This is a genomic window from Geobacter sp. OR-1, assembly GCF_000813145.1.
Lineage (GTDB): Bacteria > Desulfobacterota > Desulfuromonadia > Geobacterales > DSM-12255 > Geoanaerobacter.
In genome coordinates this window covers 161,260-183,240 of the sequence record NZ_BAZF01000004.1, presented here as the reverse complement: position 1 = coordinate 183,240, position 21,981 = coordinate 161,260, and the positions used below count along the sequence as shown (strand labels likewise).

Here is a 21,981-nt window from a genome sequence, read left to right as displayed (position 1 = left end):
ATGTTTTCAGGCGCGGTGATTACACCGCGCCTTTTTTTCTGGCATTAGGGATTCTTCATTTCGCATGATATACTCGATATCGATCCTCGACAACGGATCCAATTGGAGAGACCTGTTATGAAATGGCGCAGGGAAGGTTTCTTGGCTGTACTGATGCTTCTGCTGTTACCCGGGAATCTTCTTGCTGCAATGCAGCTCATCTACCCGATGGATAAAAGTTGGGTGTACCGCTCTGATTATCTTATCATTAAGACCAACGATTCTGCCATCTCAGGAATAAAGCTGACTGTCAACGGTTCCGATTCCGACATCATGCAGATTTCATCTTCAGATTACCGCAAACTCTTTCAGGATATTCTTATTGTTCAACCGGTTTGGGATAATGGGAAAAACACCCTTCTTGTGGAAGGTTACATAGCTGACAACAAGGTGCAGTCCATTGCCACGGAAATCTTCTATAATCCACTGGGTGATCGGTCTTTGGTCCCTAAGGACTTTCGTGAAACATCTCTGCACACCACTGAGAATGAGAAGGTCTGTGCCGCCTGCCATGCAATGACATCATCAAACAGCAAAAACACGGCGCAAAATCCGGCCAACAGCCCTTGCGCGACTTGCCATCAGAGACTGGTCAAGGTCAAGTATCCCCATGAGCCTGTAGCTAATTACTCCTGTGCGTATTGCCATGTAAAAACCGATAATCCGCGTCACGGGACCAGCAGGCGTGATTCGGCGCTTTGCTTCGAGTGCCATTCGGACAAGGCGGAAGAGATCAAGAAAAACAGTTTCCCTCACGGTCCGGTGACCGCCGGCTATTGCGAAATATGCCATGACCCCCATGGCAGTGAATTTACAGGATTTATGCGTCGGCCAATCAATGAGGTCTGCCTATCCTGCCATGAAAAGATCGGGAAGGAGCCCCATGTGCTCAGAAACACGTCGCAAAAAGGGCACCCCCTCTCGGGGAAAAAAGACATCTCTCCTAAGCGGAAAGGCAAGGAACTTTCCTGCGTATCGTGTCACGATCCGCACGGAGGGGTGGTGAGATATTTTCTCCAGAGCCGCAAGGAAGAGCGGATGGCGCTTTGTCAGTTCTGTCACAACAAGTGATTTGCCGGAGTTTTAACCTTAAAGGAGGAGTCTAAGATGCGTTTGATCGGAATAATCTGTTTGTACATTGCCTGTTTTGCCGGGAATATTGTGCTGGGGGGGTGTGCTGCTCCCACCCAGACTGGCCCGGTGAAAGTTGAACGATATTTTTGGCCGCCGCTCCCGGATACTCCTAGGATCGAATTCATCGGTGCCTATACAGGAGCCGCTTCACTGAAAGAAAAGGAAACCGGTCTCTTTGCCACTTTATTGGGTGATGAAGAGGCCCCCCCTTTACTTTCCGCTCCCATAAACGTTACAGCGGACGGCATGGGCAAGGTTTTTTTGGTTGATAACAAGTCGTCGGCAGTTGTTACTTTCGACCTCAAAGCCCGCACTGCCGGTGTCTTTGGCACTGGAGATACCCAGAAAATGTTTTCCAGGGGGTCTGGGATCGGAATAGACGCCGATGGTAATGTATATACCGGGGATGCCTTACGAAAGAAGATATTTGTGCTGGACAAGACCGGGAAGATGACGGCAGTCTATGACGTTTCTTCATACATAGATACGATTGGCGGGCTGGCAATAGACAAGACAAGAAAACGCATTGTGGTGCCTGACATTAAAGGGCATAAAATTGTTCTGCTGGGGCTTGACGGCTCATACATCGCATCGGTTGGCAAACGAGGTCCCGGTGATGCTGATTTCAACTATCCCACCGGTGTTGCCATTGATAAGGAAGGCAATATTATAGTCGCGGATTCAATGAATGCTCGGGTGCAGAGACTGACCCCGGATCTTAAATTCATCAACAAGTTCGGCAAGCGTGGTGATGGAACCGGGGAAATGGCAGTGATCAAGGGCGTTGCGGTTGATTCAGAAGGTCACATTTATGTTACCGACGGTAAAATGAATAAAGTGATGATATTTAATGATCGCGGAGAAATCCTGCTGCAGTTCGGAGGCACTTATAATGCCCTCCCCGGTTTGCCTATCGGGCCGGGTGGGTTCTCGGTGCCCATGGGGATATATATTGACCAGAACGACACAATATATGTGGCAGACCAGCATAATGGACGGTTTCACGTCTATCAGTATATGAACGAAAAGTATACCCGGGAAAATCCATATTAACCGGGCATTATTCGGTTAAATAGCTGGTGATATGCCGGTGGTAATCGTTAATTCACTTTAAATAGCTCTAACGCTGGGAGTGCTGCGAATGTAAAGCGTAATAATGACAGTATGTTATGTCTGGTAAGGGTTTTGGCATGAGGTGTGCTATAAACTAGACAAATAGCTGGCGATTCGTCTGGGTCTGTTATGGACATTTTACTCGCCGAAAATGGAAGTTTTTTACAGCTGCGCTTGACGCAGAAAAAAAAGAAAGGAAGGAATGAACATGAAAAAGCAACTCGCATTACTCGCAGCAGCAGCACTGGTAGCATCCGCAACTGGGGCAATCGCAGGTATCGTTGGTACGCCGCACGATCTGTCCGGTACTTACGGGAATACTGAGCTTGGTGGAGATCAGATCTGCGTTTTCTGCCACACTCCTCACAACCCGGTATCCGCAGTTCCCCTCTGGAACAGGCATAACCCGTCAGCAGCTGACTTCTCACTCTACAAGACCAGCGCAACCCTGACTGCTGCAACCAAGGCCTCTGCATTCAACAGCGGCAGCGTTTCCCTCTTCTGCATGAGCTGCCATGACGGCCAGACCGCCCTCGGCGACATCAAGAACCCGGGCGTTGATTCAGCCAACGTTGCTATCGTAATGGATACATCGACAGTAATCAGAAGCACATATGGCGATAACCTCACAAGGGATCTCACCAATTCTCACCCGGTAGGGTTCAACTACGCCAGCGCTGCTTCCCAGGACGCTACTCTTGCTACCAAGGCTACAGTTGAGTCCAAGCTTAAGACTGCCAACGTAGGCGGCGTTATATTCTTCAACGACAACAACAACACCACCGGTGACATGATGGAATGCGCCAGCTGCCACAAGGTTCATGACAACGAGTACACCAAGTTCCTCCGTATCTCCAATTCGGGCAGCAACCTCTGCCTTGCTTGCCACGTTAAGTAATTCAAGTACCTGTCGTAACCTGAGGGGAGTGGGAAACCACTCCCCTCTTTTTTGTTCAAAAAGTTGACTCCCCCTCTCTAGTTCTTACAAGCTAAATATTTCAAAAGATGCTAATAGCAAGCGGCAAGCTGACTATCGTTAAGTTTTGACAACAAGGATAGTTGGGCGAGCAGATTATCTGTGTTGACATTCATTGTTCTTGCTGCTAATAGCTTTAGCCGCGTTATGGCAGGAAGCAGTCAAATCGCTTTGCCGAATCACTGGTGAGGGGCAGATTTTATTCTCAACCCAAGATTTACGGAATTGTTGGAAAAACTCTAATGCAAATTCAGATGGTTGGAGCTGGTGGGAAGAGTCGGAAAATTGACATGAAACGGTATGGCTGTTGCAAGCTTAATTAAAGTAGTTGTTGGACCTAGCTCCATTGACCATGGTAAAGTCAGGTATCTGCATATAAATATGACGAGTATGAGAGTTTCGGGCATAGCGCTTTTGCGTATCATTATCTGCTACGGGTTCCTCGCCATGGCATCTGAGGCGACGGCAAGGATTTCCGGCGAGCTCATGGTGGGATACGATTCTTACGACTCGCAAGCTGATGATGTCAAGTCTTCTACCAGCTCGTTTTACCACAAGTATTCGTTGATTTACGACAAGCGTGGCAGTTTGGGGAAGTACGGTACTTACGGTTTCGGACTCGGCTATGAATGGGCTGCTATTAATCTTTCGGGTAGTGAAATCGCCAGGATTTCGGGTAATGACGTCAACCGCGGAAATAATTCCAGCATTACAGCCGGTCATCTGATCTATAGTGTGGAATATCAGTACAAAAGCAGATCCCTGCCCCTGAACCTTTCTTTCTTCAGTCGTGACATAAACCGGATGGATTTTGCGGGGTCAGCCGATCCTCTGGCGTTTGAGAACGGCAATGCCCTTGTTCCAACAGGGGTTACTAATGAAATATTTAATACTGGCACGAATATTGCCACGGGGCTGACCTTTGCTTTTGGTGAGACCAGCAGCAATTCACTTGCATCCCGATTCCCTAACTTGGTTCAATTGCCTGGGATATTGGTGGATTACCGTGAAGATTATAGAAGCAATCTGAATAGCGCGAGCCCGGAACATAACAGCAGGCGCTTTTTAAAGGCAGCCATGGTCAAGGACTCTCTCTGGTTGATATACAGGAAGGATGAACAGAAAGATTATCTAAGCAGATCAGGAGGAGGGGGCGGGGGTACAGACTTCGAAGAGCAAACTTTTCGTATCGGCACGGTCAATTCCAATGATGAGAGGATTTGGCTTGACCTGACAAACTGGATCAAATTTTCTGCTGACGGGGTCATGTTAAAGCGGTTCGAGCCTCAGAGTTCGGCTCGCTCGTATTCCGAATACGACATAAATTTATTTGCTGTCGCCCAACGCCCGAATTGGCAGACACGTATATTCAATACCTATTCGCGGAAAATAACTCAGGCGCTTCAGGTCGACGAAGAGTTGAAAGTTCCTGTTTATGTGAACGGTACTTGGGGGGCTGATACGAATTGGCAGGTCAGGTTTGAACAGAGAGACAATCGGAGCAGCAACCCGCAGGGGCAGTTGAAGGATATTTCGTCTCTTGCATCGGTTCGTCTGGAAACCTTTCGGCGATCTGCGTTCACACTTACCCCAATGTTAACTGTGGAAAGGGTAGATTCACTTAACGGCAACAAAATTGCGCTTGAGGGGCGGGTAGACACGGCCAGCACGCGGAGATTTTCCGACAAACTCGATATTCACGCATCGTACGATGCCAAGTATATGAACGAAGAAACGGCCTGGTCGAATGAAAAACAGACCACTCAGACAGTGACAGGAACGGTATTTTACAGGGTTAGCAACCGGCTGGTTGCGAGCGCCGACCAACAATTGACCTTCAACCTGGGAAACACCGGAACTACGGTTGGTTCCATTGTTACAACTGAAAAATCTACCAGTGCCGGTTCTTCTATTGCGGCACGTGCTTCGGGGTATTCCGGAGATTATCTCAAGTCGGTCACAACCGGCAAGGTAGCGTGGACCCAATCTGCTCGCCTGAGGGCCAATGCCCAGGTTTCCATCGACCTTCTTGATCAAAAGGGGTACGATTTAGACACGATTATGAATTTCAGCGGTGGTCTTGATTATTCCCTGCCCCAGTTTAACATGTCTGCTAATACGCGTTACAGTAAACGAACAGTTGGCAGCTCCATGTCTGATGAAATTGCGGTAACAGGTTTTGCGAGCTACGCACCCACACCGAATACCGTGAATTCAGTGCATGGGACGTTTTCCCGGGCCAATGACTATGGCACAATCAAGAGCTACACTGAAATTAGGCAGAATTTTACTTATTCTAAGCCGAGCTCGGTTTTCCAGGGCAAGCTTTTTGAATTGAAAGAGCAGACTTTGTTGTTAAAGAGCAATGATACTGTTGTATATGGCAGTTTGTACAACGAACTCCGCCAGTTTTCTCTACAGGGTAAATATTTTCTTACGCGCAATCTTTATGCTGCCGCTCTTGCCAGGTATTCACTCCTCAGTCCGGGCAATGTTTCCGAATGGATGGGCGGAGCTTCGCTCGGAGTTCAGTACAGGCTTTTGCAGGGGAATATTGAATACTATCAGGGCAAGCGAACCGGCAACGACAATCGTTTGGAGCGGCGCTTTTCTGCAAACCTGAAAAAGCAGTTCTAGCAGGTTCGTTGTGCTGGTTGAAGGCCGGGTGATCCCCGGGTTTTTTTATGCCCGATCGCGGAGAATTTGGGTGTACCCTTCATGGACTATAATTATCCCGGTTAAGCCCGGTGGCGACGTGCGAGCCATCGAGTCTCTCAGGGAAATGGATTACCCTCGCAACCTTGTCGAGATAATTGTCAGTGAGGGGTGTCGCCCCAGCAGCCAGAGAAATCGAGCTGTGGCTGCTGCTGCCGGTGAACTCCTTTACTTCCTTGATGATGATTCCCAGGTTAAGCCCGACTTTTTGCAGAAGGCCGCATCGCATTACGTGGATCCTCATGTGGCTGTCGTTGGCGGACCCTCTTTGACTCCACGGAGTGATACCGTTCTACAACAGGCCTTTGGGGCAGCGCTCAGTTCTTTGATCGGGGGGGGAAGTGTAAGAAACAGATACCGGCTGGCAGGGTCGACCCGGTCTACGGCTGAGAACGAGCTGATTCTGTGCAACCTGAGTTTTCGCCGGGAGATTTACCTCGCCTGCGGCGGACTGGATGAACGTCTTTACCCCAATGAAGAGAACGAACTGATGGACCGGATTCTGCACAATGGCTGGGAGTTGATCCACGATCCGGATCTTGCTGTAATGAGAAGCCAGCGGAGAAGATACCAGGACTTTGTCCGGCAACTCTTTACCTACGGTCGCGGCAGGGGCGAGCAGACGCATGTCAGCCGGAAGATCAACTTGGCAAGCCTTGTGCCGTCGCTATTTCTTCTCTATCTGATGATGGCCCCGTTTCTGGATAACCCTGTTTACACCCTCCCCCTTTTATGCTATGCAGGAGCTGTTGCCATTACCGCCTTGTGGGAGGCGTTGCAACGGCAGATGGCACTGCTGTTTCCGCTGTTGCTGATATCGATCCCTACGCTTCACCTGGCATACGGCGCCGGCATGTTGGTTGGGCTTGCCCGGCCACGTTTCCGCGATAGCGGCAAATCGCCGGCAGAGGTGCAATTGCGCCGCGTTGAGCTCTGAACATGAATTTTACTCCAGCCGTTTATTAGGATAACGGACATTTTATGGATTTGAGCATAGTTGTCCCGATCTATAACGAAGTAGAAAACCTCCCGCTTCTGCATGAACGGGTTGTCAAAGCCCTTGAAGGGCATGGGCTTGCCTGGGAACTTATTCTGGTGGATGACGGTTCTACGGATGGGTCCTGGGAATTGATGAAGCAGATAGCTAGCAGCGACCAGTCCTGCAAGGTCATCAGGTTCCGGCGCAACTTCGGGCAGACTCCGGCGATGGCCGCAGGGTTTGATGTGGCAGCCGGGCGCGTGGTAGTTCCGATGGATGGCGACCTGCAGAACGATCCTGCTGATATCCCGTTGCTGCTCGAAAAGATCGATGAAGGATATGACGTGGTGTCCGGATGGCGGAAGGATCGCCAGGATACTTTCATCAGCCGTCGCCTGCCGTCAGTAATTGCCAACGGGATGATATCCCGGATGACCGGCGTCCATCTCCATGACTATGGTTGTACTTTGAAGGCGTATCGCCGGGAGGTGCTCGACGGGATAAATCTTTACGGAGAGATGCACCGGTTTGTGCCGGCGCTGGCATCACAGATCGGCGCCCGGGTAGCGGAAATCCCGGTCCGCCATCATCCCCGAATGCACGGAGCCAGTAAATACGGGATTTCCCGGACCATGAGGGTCGTCCTGGATCTCATGACAGTGATGTTTCTGCTCAGTTATTCAACCAAGCCGATCCAGCTTTTCGGCAAATGGGGGATCTATTCGTTTGCAGCCGGTTCCGTGACCGGCTTCATAACCATCTACATGAAGATTTTCGAGCATACGAGCATGAATCGGAATCCGCTGCTGATTATGACCGCCTTTCTGCTCTTCATGGGAGTACAGTTTATTGCCCTGGGACTGTTGGGTGAACTCAATGCCCGGACCTATTATGAGGCGCAGGGAAAACCGATTTATGCCGTAAGAGAGCGAATCAACCTAAATGACTGATTCGCCCGGCCGTTTGAAAGTAGCCGTGATTGCTCCCTGCCCGTTCTATATCGACCGGGGGACCCCTCTGCGGATCCGGCGGCTGGCAACGGCCATGTCCACTGAGTTCGATATTCGGGTCATATCGTTCTTCCAAGGCGAAACAGCGGATTTCCCCTTCCGGATTCACAGAACAGGCCCACTTCCCCTGACCATCAAGCGCACCGGCGCCAACATGGCAAAGTTGCTGTATGATATTCTGCTGCTCGGGACTGTATTGAGAGTGGTCAGGGAAGAGCGGATCAGGGTAATAGACGGGCATCTGCACGAAGGGGCTTTCATCGGGATAATCGTCAGGCTCTTTACGGGTGCGAGAGTGATCTACAACGCCCATGGCACCTTTGTCCCGGAGTTGATCGCCACTGGGGCCATTCCGGAAACATCACCACTGATCAAACCTCTGACTAAATTCGAGCGCTGGATCGAACGGAGGGTGGACCGGATCGTGGCGCAATCAAGTCTCCGGCGTGACGAGTTTATCGCCGCCGGCCAGGACCCTGATAAGATTGTCCTGGTGGAGGATGTGCCGGAACTCGATTCTTTCCATCTGCCGGATGAGCAGATTGACCGGGAACTGGAGCGGCGCCTGCGCCCCAATAACGAAAAACTCCTAATCTATTCCGGGGGGATGGAAGAGTACCAGGGGGTTGATTTTCTGCTGGAGGCATTCCGTCTTATTTCCGCCAGACGCGACGATGTGCGTCTGGTGCTGTTCGGCAGGCCATTACCCCCATACCGGGCCATTGCCGCGGAGATGGGCATAGCGCAGAGGATATGGTTTATCGATGATGAGCCGTTCGAACGGCTGCCCCAGTATCTGAAAATCTGCGACATCGGATTTTGCCTGAGGCTATATGGCGACAATGTCCCCGGCAAGCTGCCGGTTTACCTTGCCAGCGGGATTGCCATAGTCGGCACGGATATAAAGGGGGTCAACACCGTGGTGACTAATAATCGGAACGGCCTGCTTGTCCCTCCGGGAGATGTTGGCGCGCTTGTTGCGACCATTGACAGGCTTGTCGATTCTCCGGCGGAAACCAAGCGCCTCGGAGAGTCGGGCCGGGCGGAGGCGGTCAGGCGCTACGATCCGGCAGTTGCATATGCCGAGCTGGCAAAGGTATACAGGGATCTGCTCCAATGAACAATAACTCAATAATCGTACCCGGTTCTCTGATCTTAATCACCGGCGGTGCCGGTTTTATCGGTTCCCATACCTGCGACGCCCTGCTTGAACGTGGCTATCGCGTGCGGATCATGGATTTGCTCGATCCTCAGGTCCATGGGCCGGGAAGAAAACTCCCCGCCTGGATCGACCGCCGGGTCGAGTTCATGCGCGGCGATGTTCGCAATCGCGATGACCTGTCCCGGGCCATTGCCGGAGTGGATGCGATCTATCATTTTGCGGCCCAGACCGGGGTTGGCCAGTCGATGTACGAGATTCACGGGTACTGCGATGTCAATGTCGGCGGTACGGCAATGCTTCTGGATGTCCTGGCCAACAGCGACCACCGGGTCGCTAAAATAGTTCTCTCCTCTTCACGGGCGGTATATGGCGAAGGCGCCTATTCATGCCCTGCCTGCGGGCCGGTGTTCCCCCCCCTGAGGGGCAGGGAGGCGCTTGAAAAGTCGGAATGGCGGATATTTTGCCCCTCCTGCGGTGCGCCGCTTGAATCGCTCCCTACTGCCGAGGGGAAGCCGCTGGCGCCCATTTCAGTCTATGCGGAAACCAAAAGGGTGCAGGAAGAGCTGCTCAGGATCTTTTCCGCCACCTACGGCATCCCCGGCGTCGTGCTCAGATATTTCAATGTTTACGGGACCCGTCAGGCGCTCGGGAACCCGTATACCGGCATTGGGGCCATTTTTGTCACGCGCCGGCTCTCCGGCAGTCCGATATCGATCTACGAAGATGGTCTGCAGGGGCGTGACTTCGTCAATGTGCGCGATGTCGTCCGGGCCAACCTGCTGGCGCTGACTCACGAAACTTCCGGTAGCGAAACCTTCAATGTCGGAAGCGGGGAGCGGCTGACGGTCCTTGACCTGGCCCGCCACGTCTGCCGGGAACTTGGAGCAACGGAGGAGTTTCTCTATCAGGGGCAGTTTCGGGTGGGTGATATCCGGGACTGTTTTGCCGACCTGGGGAAGAGCCGCTCTGGATTGGGTTATGAACCGGCGGTGCCATTTGCTGCCGGCGTGGCCGAGCTGGTGTCATGGGCTCGTGGAGAGCAGCGGGACGACCGGCTGGAAGAGGCGGAATCAGCTCTCAGGCTGCATAATCTCATGTAGATTTTTGGTGACCGGAGGGGGCATGACTACCCAGAGGGACCGCTTCTCAAGCGATCTCACGATGGTTTTTTTAATAGCAGCTGTTGGCGTTGCCCTTTACTGCAGAACCCTTGGTGTTCCGTGGCTCTTCGATGACCCGCAGAACATTATGGACAATCCTGTTGTGCATGATATCTCTAAGGCGTTCAAAAGTCTGCTCGCTGTCAGGGGTTTTGCTTACCTGACCTTTGCCGTCAATTACCGATTCGGCGGCCTTGATGTCACCGGCTATCATCTGGTTAACATCGGTATTCACCTTTGCGCTTCCTGGTTTGTCTGGCTGCTCGCGAAACGGGTTTTTGCCGAGCCCGATTACCGGCCGCGGGCCGTTCTTCCTGCCGTTCCCGATGCCGTCCTGCTGTCGGCGGCGGCATCTTTTCTTTTCCTGGTGCATCCCATCCAGACGCAGTCCGTCAACTATATCGTTCAGAGGATGACAACCCTTTCCGCGCTTCTTGCCCTTGTTGCCATCTATGCTTACTGCCGTGCCCGCGAGTCTGTTGCCGCCGGTTCCGGTTTGAGCACTCCAGCCCATGTCATCTGGTATCTCGTGTCGCTTCTCACCATGGCTCTTGCCTGCATGACCAAACAGAATGCAGTCCTGATCCCGGCGGAAATTCTTCTGTTCGACTGGCTGATCCTGAACCGGGGCGCCTTGCCGTCGCATTATGGCAGACGTTTGGCCTATCTTGTGCCGTTTCTGCTGGTTTCCGCGTTGTTCATCTATCTGCATGTGGGCAAAGACGAACTGGTACTCAAGGAGGCGGGTCGAGCCGATTACTGGGTGCGGGCGGAAGCTGCCTCTGCCGGCAAGAAGCCGGCGCCCGGCCAGCCGGCGCTAAACGTGGCCGACCTCTCCAAGCCAAGGCGGGCCGATGCCCCGCCGGAGAATCTGCAGGCGCTTTATCTCGCCACTGAAATGACCGTTCTATGGAAGTACATACGGTTACTCGTTTTGCCGTACAATCAGGTTTTCGACTATGGCTATCCGCTGGTTTCCAAGGTGGTTACCTTGCCGAACCTGGCGGCCGCTGCCGGGCACCTGTTGTTTGCGGGCCTGGCCTTGGTGCTGGCTCGGCGGAGACCGCTGTTGTCTTTCGGCATATTGTGGTTTTATATTTCGCTGTCGGTCGAGTCTTCGATAATTCCCCTCGATGCGATGGTGGAACACCGGCTTTACCTGCCGATGTTCGGTTTTGCCGTGGCGGCAGTAGACCTTGGCGGCAGGTTCAGCAACAAAAGGATCGCCCTGGCAACACTCGGGCTCGTGATTGCCGGTTATGCCGGCGCTGCAATGCAGCGCAATCTTCTCTGGTCGAACCCGATCGCCTTTGCTCTGGACGGCAGGGACAAGGCGCCCCACAATCAGCGCAATCATATTACCCTTGCCAACGCCTATGCCGATGCCGGGAGATGGGCCGACGCCGAAGCTGCCCTGCGCAAGGCGATCCCCGTGCGTCCGTACCACAACGTCCCGTATGACAACCTGGGTGTGGCGCTGATCAAACAGGGGAAATTCAGCGAAGCCAGAACCTGGTTCAGTCTCGCGACCATATTAAATCCCGAGTATCCGAATGCCATATATAATTACGGCTATGCCTCGCTGCGTCTCGGGGACACCCCTGCGGCCGTCCGTTCACTACAGCGGTTGAGAGAATTACGGTCGCCTTTGGCCATGCAGCTTGGTGCGCAGTTCATGAACAACTGATGGCCATGAATGTGCGTTGCCTGCCTGCTCTTTGCGGTTGATTTCACGTCACTCCGCATGTTAAAGTGAGTCCGCTTGGCGCCAAAGCGATTTGCCGGGTGGGTGAAATTGGTTTTATTTTTGCATAATACTGAGAAATCGGATCGATCATCGTCGTAACTGCACAGGAGGAAAAAATGTACTTCAGGGTAATGCTCAGTGTCTTCAGTATGCTATTGTATGCGGGAATCGTTAATGCCGCTCCCTTCGCATACATAGCAAACAATGCCGATAACACGGTATCGGTTCTGGATACTGCCTCCAATCAAGTCACTGCGGTACTGCCTGTGGGTCAGAGCCCCTCTGGAGTGGCTGTCAACAGGATGGGAAGCCGGGTTTACGTCTCCAATCAGGGCGATAATACGATATCGGTAATCGATACCCTGGACAACTCAGTTACCTCAATCCCCTTGGCTATCCAGCCCGGTGCTTTGGCGGTCAATACCGCGGGAACACGGCTCTTCGTCGCCAACCCGGTAGACAATTCCGTATCGATATTTAATGCTGTTGATAAGTCCCTGCTCACCACCGTGGCGATACCTCAATCAGGAGGAATAAATTGCCAGCCGCAGGGGATTGCCATTGGCCCCGGGGCCAGTTACAAAGCCTATGTCACCTGCTCGGGTACTACGGAAATTGCGGTGATCAACGCCAGCGATCCCAGTAGCTACAGTTTGTCTACAAGGGTAAGCGTTCCTTACGACGGTCCCCGGGGGATCGCCATATCAGCGGACGGCAAGAAGGTCTTCGTTGCCAGTATCATGAATTCCACACTAACAGTTTTTGATACTCAGAATCTCTCCACTGCCAACTCGTTAAGCGTCACAGTCGGACTCACCCCATGGGGCGTTGCCATAGACCCTACCGTTGCCGATTCGGCCAATACGACCAGGCTGTATGTCACCGACATGACCAATAGTCAGGTTTCAACAGTTGACGCATCAGGCAGCGGCGTCGGTACCATGACAGTAGTTGCCCCTGCCATCAACGTGGGGACCATGCCGTCTGGGATTGCTTTCACTGCCGACGGCCTCAAGGCGATCACTGCCAATTACAATCAAAACCAGCTTGGCACCGCATCCATCATTCTCAAGGCAAATAACACCGTAACCACGGTTGACGGCAATTCCGCTGCCGGAAGGATCGGTGCCGGTCCCTACTCGTTCGGTAATTTCGCCGGCCCGGCTTTCGTGGCCATCAATACTGGCGTAGACAATTACTTCTGCGGCTCTGTAACCACCTCTGAGCTTATAACCCCGAGTTCGAACGTCAACATCAACAACGGGAATCCGGTTTATCAGGTTGCCAAAGGTCAGAACGTCACGTTCAACGTCAATGCGCTCGCCAACTGCGCCATTTCCACGGTGACTGTGGACGGCAGCACCGTCACCGCTCCGTATACCTTTATCGCCCCAACAGCAGATCATAACATCTATGCAACTTTTACCCGCTCGGCATACATCATTGAGGTGACCAAGTCGGGTACTGGTACCGGTACGGTTGTCAGTACCATTTACAGTGGCGGTTCCTATGTCTCTGGCGGGGGGATAAACTGCGGGACCTCCTGCTCCGCTTCCAACAGCACGGGCGCCAGAATTCGTCTGACTCCTACCGCGACTTCCGGCAGCACCTTTGATGGCTGGCTCGGAGCGTGCAGCACTGCCGGCCCGGTTTGCGATTTGACCTTGGATCAGGCCACTGCCGGGCAAAAAGGGGCGGAAAACGGCACCTTTGCTGTCGGAGCCAAATTCCGCACGAACGGGAGCGGCCCGGTTAGAACCAACCGCGGTGGTACCATTCAGTACAAGCAGACACTGTCGGATGCATATACGGCGATTTCCGGGGCAACAGCTGCCAACCCGATCGACCTTGACACCTCCAAGGAATACTTCCCCGGCACTAACTGTACGTTTGGATCAAACACCGCTATTACAGTCGTCGGCGGCTGGACCGAGTACACCACAGGTGGGGTCGGGACTGTACCGGCTGGAAGCGCATCAATCATCAATCCAGCATTGTGCACAACAAACATCGGGACTGTTATTGTTGCGAACGGCAGCGTGACGATCGGCTCCTACAACAACAACGGTGCCATCGTTATCAAGTAACACTGAATTACACTGAGATACAATAGAAACGGCGGTCACGTTATGGTGGCCGCCGTTTTTGCATCCGGAGATTTAATATGACAGGAAGTTTCATTTGGCAATGGCGTACGGCTTGCGGTAGGATAGCACCATGAACTATTTCAGTATTTTCAGGGCCTTTATGGCCGAACTTCTTTCCCGCCGCCAGCTGATTATGGAGATGACCCGCCGCGACTTCAGCGCCAAGTACCTGGGGTCTTATCTCGGCATGCTCTGGGCGTTTGTGCACCCCACGGTCTATATCGCCATTCTCTGTTTCGTTTTCGGATATGTCTTCAAGAGCCAGCCGGTCAGCGGCGTGCCCTACATCATCTGGCTCTCTGCCGGTATCATCCCCTGGTTCTTTTTTTCCGACGCCCTCACCTCTGCCACCGGCTCGATCCTGGAGAACTCCTTTCTGGTGAAGAAGGTTGCTTTCAGCATCGGGATCCTCCCCTTGGTGAAACTCTTCTCGACCCTTGTGATCCATATATTTTTCCTGGCGCTGATCCTTGTGTTGTGCATTTTTTACTCTTCACCATTCACCATTCACCTGTTACAGCTCCCTTACTACCTATTTGCCACGCTCGTCCTGCTCACCGGCCTGTCCTGGCTCTTTTCTAGCCTGATCATCTTCCTGCGCGATGTGGGACAACTGGTGTCCATGGCGCTTCAGTTCCTGTTCTGGGGCACCCCGATCTTCTGGTCGGTCAAGCTGCTGCCACAGAAATACCAGCCGATCATCAAGCTCAATCCGGTGGTCTATATCGTCGAGGGGTATCGGGACTCCCTGATCAACCGGGTCTGGTTCTGGGAGCACTGGCTGCAGACCGTCTACTTCTGGGGAATTTCCATGCTGATCTTCCTTCTCGGCGCCGTGGTCTTCCGCCGCCTCCGCCCGCACTTCGCCGATGTATTATAAAGGCGGTGAATGGTGAAATGTGAATGGTGAAAAAAGCCAAGAGGCGAGGCGGTGAATGGTGAAATAAACGTCAGAGGCGGAAAGTTTGGCGATGAGGGCGCATAAATAACTTGATGTCTGGAAAGAAGCGGTTTCGCTTGTGACGCTCGTTTATCGAATTACGGAAAGTTTTCCAAAATCTGAATTATATGGGATAACTTCGCAAATGCGACGAGCAGCGGTTTCAATACCGAGTAATATTGCGGAAGGTGCTGCTCGTTTCTCCGCAAAAGAGTTTCTTCAGTTCTTGAATATTGCTGGCGGTTCCTTGAGCGAACTGGATACCCAGGTAGAAATTGCCCGACAATTAGCATTCATTGGCAGTGATGATTTGGTTGTCGTTGGAAACCAGATACAGACGGTTCCAGGCTGTTGGCCGGCATGGTTGCCAATGTTAGGAGAAAATTACCACAGTGAAGGTGCTAAATGAAGTAATAGATTCTATTGCTTTCACTATTCACTATTCACCCTTCACAATTCACAGGTTGTGATTTTGGCCTCTGAATTGCATTATTTAAATTTGTTCAGAAAGTAATTAACCAAAGCATAAGATTTTTTGTTGCAGTTCTTTAATATTTGATTTATTGTTGCTCTGCAAACAGGCCTAAACGCTCGGTGGCTTTACAACACTGCAGATTTAGGTACACTCAAGGTGCCCGGTTTAATGGCGAAAGTCATTACGCTAAAACGAGAAGCAGGCAGTTAAATAACAGGGATAACGATCATAGATTTCAGACAGGAAAGTAAAGGGTTAAGATGTTTATTCACTTTCGCCCTTCACTCTTCACGGATTAAAAAAAACAAGGAGGCATTTACAATGCGGAAAATGATGAAGGCTATAGCAGCAGTACTTGCAGTGTCGGCTCTGACGGCCGGGTCGGCGTTTGCGGCGGAGAAATTAGCAGTAAAGGCTACAGATGGGACGACAACAGTCTTTTCGGTAAGCGAGACAGGCAAAACCATTGTTAGTGGAACTCAAGTCAGCACAGGTTCGAATGCGGTAGGAGCTGAAATCACTCCGACATTGGTTGCTGGTCAGAATAGTGATTTCCTTTATGGTCTCAAACTTGCTCCTATCATAAATACTAACGGGTTTACCGGTCCGCTTTTGTACTCGTTGTCTATACCGGGGAGTACTGACGGGATAATCCGGATGAAATTTGACAACACCAATGCTGGTACAGGTGCACAGGCCGGCATTGAGATGAACAATAATGCAGGTCAGGCGCTTATCACCTTTTATGGAAGTAATTACTCTTCAACAAGCCTTCGTAATGCCATCTATTACAAGAACGCAGTTGGCGGCATGAAGTTCCTCGGCTTTACCGGTTCAACGATTGGGTTTGGTATTGGAACAGCAGCGGCTGACGCTAATGCATTAACTATTGATGCATTAAAAAGAATCAATCTTGGTAATGTTCCTGGACCATACGCTGATAACGCTGCTGCGACTGCAGCATTATTGCCAGTTGGTACACTATACAGAACAAGCACTGGCGCTGTGATGGTTGTATATTGATAACAGTCATTTGATTAGTTACTCAAAAAGCGGCCACCTTCGGGTGGGCCGCTTTTTTGTTTATGGTTCAGGAAATGATTTTCTAACTCACTATTATTATGGTATAAATATAAATTATATGTCTTACGATATAGCCATAAAGGCAGAAAATCTATCCAAGGTTTACAAACTCTACAATTCACCCGTAGATCGCCTGAAGGAATCTTTGCACCCTCTTCGAAAGCAGTATCATTATGATTTTTATGCCCTTAATGATGTGAGCTTTGAGATCAAAAAAGGCGAGACAGTCGGTATCATCGGGAAAAACGGCGCCGGCAAATCGACACTTTTAAAGATCCTCACCGGTGTACTTACCCCCACCAGCGGTAAAGTCAGGGTTATCGGCAGGGTGTCGGCCCTGTTGGAGCTGGGGGCAGGGTTCAACCCGGAATTGAGTGGCATTGAGAACATCTATTTCAACGGTATGTTGATGGGATACACTCGAGAGGAGATGGAGGAGCGCTTGGATGATATCCTCTCCTTTGCCGATATCGGGGGATTTGTTCAGCAACCGGTGAAGACTTACAGCAGCGGGATGTTTGTAAGGCTGGCGTTTGCTGTGTCTATAAATGTAGCTCCAGACATCCTTATCGTGGACGAGGCGCTATCCGTCGGTGACATGTTTTTCCAGGCAAAGTGCATGACAAAGATGAAACAATTGGTAGACTCCGGGATTTCTTTGTTCTTTGTCAGTCATAGTTCATCATCAATAAAGAGCTTGTGCAGCAAAGCTATTCTGCTTGAGCATGGTAGTGTGAAGGCAGCCGGAGATTCAAGTAAAGTTGTTGAAAAATACTTTGCCATGGTGGTTCAGAGCGAACAGATAATTAAGAGCACTGGAAGTGAACTCCCCATAGGAGGTTTTGGAGCAGACAGTGTATTTAATCAGACTGCAAACTTCATCAAAAGAAGTGCTTTTCAGAGGATTCAAAACGGAAAAGCAACCTTTGCAAATGTCCTGTTGCTTGACTGTGATGGCCAAGAAGTGAATGTCGCTGAATACAATCAAATGGTAACTTTGAGGATGGCTATTGTAATACTTGAAGACATACACGAATTGTCATACGCCTATCATATACGGGACAAAAACGGTGTTGACATAGTTTATTCCAGCGCCGGTATTGAAAATAGTCGTCTGTCGTTTCCGAAGAAAGGTGAACGGTATGTTATCGATTGGCAATTTGAATTATCACTGATGGAAAATGAATACACAATTTCTTGCGTATTATCGATACCTGTCTATGATGAACTCGGAAAGGTTGAAATCTGTGACTTTATTCCAATTGCCACTCAATTCGCTGTTGCTCCCCGTAGGCCAATGAAACTTTATGGTCTAGTTCACTGGCCCAACGAAGTAATGGTTACAAAACTCTAGGGACTACATCCATGACACCAATAAATGTCCTTGTTTTTCCATGTGGATCAGAAATCGGGCTAGAAATATACAACTCGCTGAAGTATTCGATTCACGTGTCATTGTATGGAGCCTCGAGCGTTGCTTCAAATCACGGGAAGTATGTTTATGACAATTACTGCGATGGCCTCCCCTACGTCGATTCCCCCGAATTCATAGACAGTATCAATGCCTTGATAGCTGAAAATAACATTGATTATGTATTCCCCGCGCATGATAGTGTCCTGCTTAAGCTATCTGACGAAAGGGAAAAGCTCCACGCAGGGCTTATCACTTCTTCTCGCGAAACTTGTGCCGTCTGCCGCTCAAAAAAGGCCACCTATGAGAAGTTCAAAGGAATTGTGCCTGTACCGAAAATTTCTACGCTGCACTCTGTTGATATTGAATTCCCTGTATTTATGAAACCAGACATAGGCCAGGGTTCAAAAGGAACGCACCTTGCTTCATCGAGATGTGAGGCGGAATTCTATTTTTGGAAAGACCCCTCCCTGCTCATGCTGGAGTATCTGCCGGGAAAGGAATATACCGTTGATTGCTTCAGCGACAGGAATCGGAAGCTACGTTTTGCTGGCGCAAGAGAACGGGTACGGATAATGAACGGTATCAGTGTCGACACAAGGCCGGTTGTCAACGACACATTCACGAGACTTGCCTGCGTCATAAACGAAAATCTCTGCCTCCGAGGGGCCTGGTTTTTCCAAGTTAAAGAGAGCAGTCACGGCGAATTCACTCTGATGGAGATTGCTCCGCGGATCGCCGGTTCTATGGGGCTTTACCGGTCTTTGGGTGTGAATTTTGCCTTGCTCAGTATATATGACGCTCAAGGGTTAGATGTGGAAATCGTTACAAACAATCATGCCATTGAAATGGACAGGGCATTGACCAATCGGTATCAGACTAATCTGAAGTATGAGCATGTATATATTGACCTTGATGATTGTATAATTAAGTGTGAAAGGGTCAATCCGCTGGTTATTGCTTTTCTTTATCAATGTATGGCTGACTCGATTAAGCTGCATTTGATCACAAGGCATAACGGCGAACTCAAAGACACGCTTGCACGTTACCGGATAGCTTCTTTGTTTGACACAATCACACACCTCTGCAAGGACGATTTGAAGTCCAGATATATCAAGGAGAGTAACGCCATCTTTATTGATGACTCTTTCTCAGAACGGCTCGAAATCAAGCAGGCTCTGAGGATTCCTGTCTTTGCACCTGATGCTTTGGAATGCTTGATGAATTGGTAGAAATTTATATGAAAAAGGATGGAAGGGGATAGGTCCAATGAATGTCTGGCATGTGTACGCACGGTATTATAATTTTGGGGATTATGCTCTTGGCGTAGGGGTGCGTAACCTTTTTTTGAAATATTATAACTCAGAAATACTCTTTAAATTGAAAGATGTTCACTCCCTTGTCTTTGATGAAAACACTGTCGATCAATTAAACAGCTCCGCTGACATGCTTCTTGTTGGAGGAGGAGGACTGATACACGGGTTTGCCGGGGATAAATGGATGTTGAAAATTCCGGACAGATTGATTCCCAAGATCAGGGTGCCCCTCATAATCTACGGTGTCGGGTACAATCAATTTCGGGGGGAGGGTGATATTCATCCTCGGATCGTGGAAAATATAAGACGTTTACAGGAACATTGTCTCTCCTTTTCCGTCCGCAACGACGGTTCCCGTGAAGAGTTGCTGAAGCTTGGTGTGGATCTTCCTGAAGTGCCGGATCCAGGTTTTTTTGTTGATGGCGACTACGCCCGTCCCCCAATAGAAGGGGACTTTGTGATCATTCAACTTGCTAACGACATGAAGCACGCCAGAGGTTTTGACGACGAGTCTCTCCTCTCCCATCTTTCTGATATCTGCAGGTATCTTTTGGGAAAGGGTTATAAGATAGTCCTTTGTCCTCATGTAAGAACTGATGACATTCTAGGACGCCAACTGATTGCGAATATGGGAAACCCCGAAGGCCTCACTTCTTGGGAGTGGTTTGACATTATTCGTGACGAATGCACTCTCAAAGGATTATCATATTACAAGCATGCAAAAATGGTGATCGGCATGCGCGGGCACGCGCAGATATGCCCGGCCGGGATGCTTACCCCGGTAATTACACTGGGAAATCACCGAAAACACCTTGATTTAATAAAGAAGCAGAATTTGCCTGATCATTATGTCGAGGTGGGTGATCCCCAATTGTCAGACAAAGTTATCATGATGTTTAACGATATCCTGGCAAATTATCAATCGATCAAGGACAGTTATGGAAATTCGCTTGCACATTTGCTAGAGACGTCATCCCTTTTTATCCGCAACCTTGCAGAAATCTCGGGAAAGAACAACCTCCCATGACCAATAACAGTTCACCGAATCCCTTCCCCACGCCGCTTTACGTAACCAGACCCCTTCTGCCGGACCTTGCCCTGATACAAGCAAAACTGCAAGAGATCTGGGACTCTAAATGGCTTACTAACAATGGGCCACAGCACGATTTGCTGGAGAAGGAACTTACCGGAACTCTTAAAGTCCCCTATCTTTCCTTGTTCAATAACGGGACAATAGCTCTCATCGTCGCATGCCAGAGTCTTAGGTTATCGGGTGAAGTTATTACGACTCCATTTACCTTTCCTGCTACTCCTCATGTATTGACCTGGAACAACGTTAAACCGATTTTTTGTGACATTGATCCGGCAACAATGAATATTGATGCCAACAGGATTGAATCACTTATCACTCCTCAGACAACGGGAATTCTGGCGGTGCATGTATTCGGCACCCCGTGCGACACTGCCAAAATACAGGAGGTGGCAGACCGCTATGGCCTTCGTGTTGTCTATGACGCAGCACATGCATTCGGTGTTGAAATTGATGACAAAGGGATTGGCACTTTTGGTGACATTTCCATGTTTAGCTTCCATGCGACCAAGTTATTTCATACTGCAGAAGGGGGAGCCCTGACATTTAACAGTAAAGAGCTTAAATCTCGTGTTGACCTGTTGAAAAACTTTGGCATCAAGAACGAAGAGGAAGTAGTGATGCCTGGAATAAATGGCAAAATGAATGAGTTGCAGGCTGCAGTTGGTCTTATAGTCTTGCAATATATAGAGGAGGAAAGGCAGAAGAGAAGAGTTCTTTCCGATAAATATAAGGAGTGTTTGAAAAATGTAGAAGGCATTACCTGTTTGGAAAATGAAAAACCAGGTATTAAAAACAGTTATCAATATTTTGTTATCAGAATAAATGAGAAAGTTTTCGGACGATCACGAGATTACGTTTATGATGAATTTAAGAAATACAATATATTTGCTCGTAAATACTTTTACCCGCTCTGTAGTGATTACACCTGTTATAGATATTTACCGTCGTCAGAGGCAGGTAACTTACAAGTTGCAAATAAAGTCTCTAGCGAAGTATTGTCATTACCATTTTTTGGAGGCCTTTCAGGAGATGATGTCGAAAGGATCTGTCGGATTTTGATGTATATTCAAAAATCTGATTAATTCCTGTTGCCGCAAAAATATCTAAAATATAATGTAAATTCTAAGCAGTGACATCAGGACAGTTATTTTAAGACAACGTCTTGTTGCTTCCTAATTACTTGTAAGTAACAAGCAAGATGAATTTGTTAGAAACTTAATATGCGCTTGTTTCTGATTATTTTCATTGCTTAAAGTTGCTTTAAGTTTAATGTGATTATCTAAAATAGCTTAATGCTCTGGTAAAATTTAATAATGGACATTTTACGCTTCATCGTAACCTGATCTTAATCCATTCGTGAAGTTTTCAAGAATAAACAAAATTGTCGATTATTGTCTCTGCCCCAAAGAAATATATTGCGCCAATGTATTTTTAATATTTTAGGATATTAGTGAGGAAAAGAACAGTTTTGTTTTAAAGTG

The 21,981-nt window shown here is 49.6% G+C and carries 16 protein-coding genes and 1 pseudogene; all 17 read left to right on the top strand.

The window, feature by feature from the left end; all coding sequences use genetic code 11:
* The first annotated feature begins 117 nt into the window (after positions 1 to 117).
* The 17 genes and pseudogenes from OR1_RS05920 (at position 118) to OR1_RS05845 (ending at position 21,582) form a co-directional block, all read left to right on the top strand.
* Complete coding sequence (locus OR1_RS05920) at positions 118 to 1,110, top strand: cytochrome c3 family protein (RefSeq protein WP_052440283.1); 993 nt, start codon at positions 118 to 120, stop codon at positions 1,108 to 1,110.
* A gap of 36 nt (positions 1,111 to 1,146) precedes the next feature.
* Complete coding sequence (locus OR1_RS05915) at positions 1,147 to 2,226, top strand: hypothetical protein (RefSeq protein ID WP_052440282.1); 1,080 nt, start codon at positions 1,147 to 1,149, stop codon at positions 2,224 to 2,226.
* A gap of 268 nt (positions 2,227 to 2,494) precedes the next feature.
* Positions 2,495 to 3,184 (top strand): cytochrome c3 family protein, encoded by a 690-nt coding sequence (locus OR1_RS05910; RefSeq protein WP_041970629.1) that lies wholly within the window; start codon positions 2,495 to 2,497, stop codon positions 3,182 to 3,184.
* A 378-nt stretch (positions 3,185 to 3,562) separates the two neighbouring features.
* Complete coding sequence (locus tag OR1_RS05905) at positions 3,563 to 5,899, top strand: hypothetical protein (RefSeq protein WP_152609825.1); 2,337 nt, start codon at positions 3,563 to 3,565, stop codon at positions 5,897 to 5,899.
* 70 nt (positions 5,900 to 5,969) lie between these two features.
* On the top strand, positions 5,970 to 6,914 hold the full coding sequence (locus tag OR1_RS05900; protein ID WP_052440295.1) for a glycosyltransferase family 2 protein: 945 nt from the start codon (positions 5,970 to 5,972) through the stop codon (positions 6,912 to 6,914).
* A gap of 44 nt (positions 6,915 to 6,958) precedes the next feature.
* A complete protein-coding gene (locus OR1_RS05895) occupies positions 6,959 to 7,906 on the top strand; it encodes a glycosyltransferase family 2 protein (RefSeq protein ID WP_041970626.1) in 948 nt (315 codons plus the stop codon).
* Positions 7,899 to 9,086: a glycosyltransferase family 4 protein gene (locus tag OR1_RS05890; RefSeq protein ID WP_041970625.1), complete on the top strand. Its 1,188-nt coding sequence runs from the start codon at positions 7,899 to 7,901 to the stop codon at positions 9,084 to 9,086. Before OR1_RS05895 ends, OR1_RS05890 begins: the two co-directional genes overlap by 8 nt.
* Positions 9,083 to 10,228, top strand: coding sequence for an SDR family NAD(P)-dependent oxidoreductase (locus tag OR1_RS05885; RefSeq protein ID WP_041970624.1), 1,146 nt, complete (start codon positions 9,083 to 9,085; stop codon positions 10,226 to 10,228). Before OR1_RS05890 ends, OR1_RS05885 begins: the two co-directional genes overlap by 4 nt.
* A 22-nt stretch (positions 10,229 to 10,250) precedes the next feature.
* Positions 10,251 to 11,975, top strand: coding sequence for a tetratricopeptide repeat protein (locus tag OR1_RS05880; protein ID WP_041970622.1), 1,725 nt, complete (start codon positions 10,251 to 10,253; stop codon positions 11,973 to 11,975).
* 176 nt (positions 11,976 to 12,151) lie between these two features.
* Positions 12,152 to 14,122 carry a beta-propeller fold lactonase family protein gene (locus OR1_RS05875; protein WP_041970621.1) on the top strand — a complete coding sequence of 657 codons (1,971 nt, stop codon included), beginning with the start codon at positions 12,152 to 12,154 and terminating at the stop codon, positions 14,120 to 14,122.
* A gap of 130 nt (positions 14,123 to 14,252) precedes the next feature.
* Positions 14,253 to 15,062 (top strand): ABC transporter permease, encoded by an 810-nt coding sequence (locus tag OR1_RS05870; protein ID WP_041970620.1) that lies wholly within the window; start codon positions 14,253 to 14,255, stop codon positions 15,060 to 15,062.
* A gap of 109 nt (positions 15,063 to 15,171) precedes the next feature.
* Positions 15,172 to 15,531, top strand: a pseudogene (locus OR1_RS21415) (four helix bundle protein); the annotation flags it as partial.
* Between the two features lie 387 nt (positions 15,532 to 15,918).
* On the top strand, positions 15,919 to 16,620 hold the full coding sequence (locus OR1_RS05865) for a hypothetical protein (RefSeq protein ID WP_041970619.1): 702 nt from the start codon (positions 15,919 to 15,921) through the stop codon (positions 16,618 to 16,620).
* Positions 16,621 to 16,738: 118 nt separating this feature from the next.
* On the top strand, positions 16,739 to 18,034 hold the full coding sequence (locus tag OR1_RS05860) for an ABC transporter ATP-binding protein (RefSeq protein ID WP_041970618.1): 1,296 nt from the start codon (positions 16,739 to 16,741) through the stop codon (positions 18,032 to 18,034).
* Between the two features lie 11 nt (positions 18,035 to 18,045).
* A complete protein-coding gene (locus OR1_RS05855; RefSeq protein ID WP_041970616.1) occupies positions 18,046 to 19,323 on the top strand; it encodes an ATP-grasp domain-containing protein in 1,278 nt (425 codons plus the stop codon).
* A 37-nt stretch (positions 19,324 to 19,360) separates the two neighbouring features.
* A complete protein-coding gene (locus OR1_RS05850; RefSeq protein ID WP_041970614.1) occupies positions 19,361 to 20,434 on the top strand; it encodes a polysaccharide pyruvyl transferase family protein in 1,074 nt (357 codons plus the stop codon).
* Entirely contained in the window at positions 20,431 to 21,582 is a 1,152-nt protein-coding gene (locus OR1_RS05845; RefSeq protein ID WP_041970613.1) for a DegT/DnrJ/EryC1/StrS aminotransferase family protein, read from the top strand. The genes OR1_RS05850 and OR1_RS05845 overlap by 4 nt, the downstream gene beginning before the upstream one ends.
* Positions 21,583 to 21,981 lie beyond the last annotated feature (399 nt).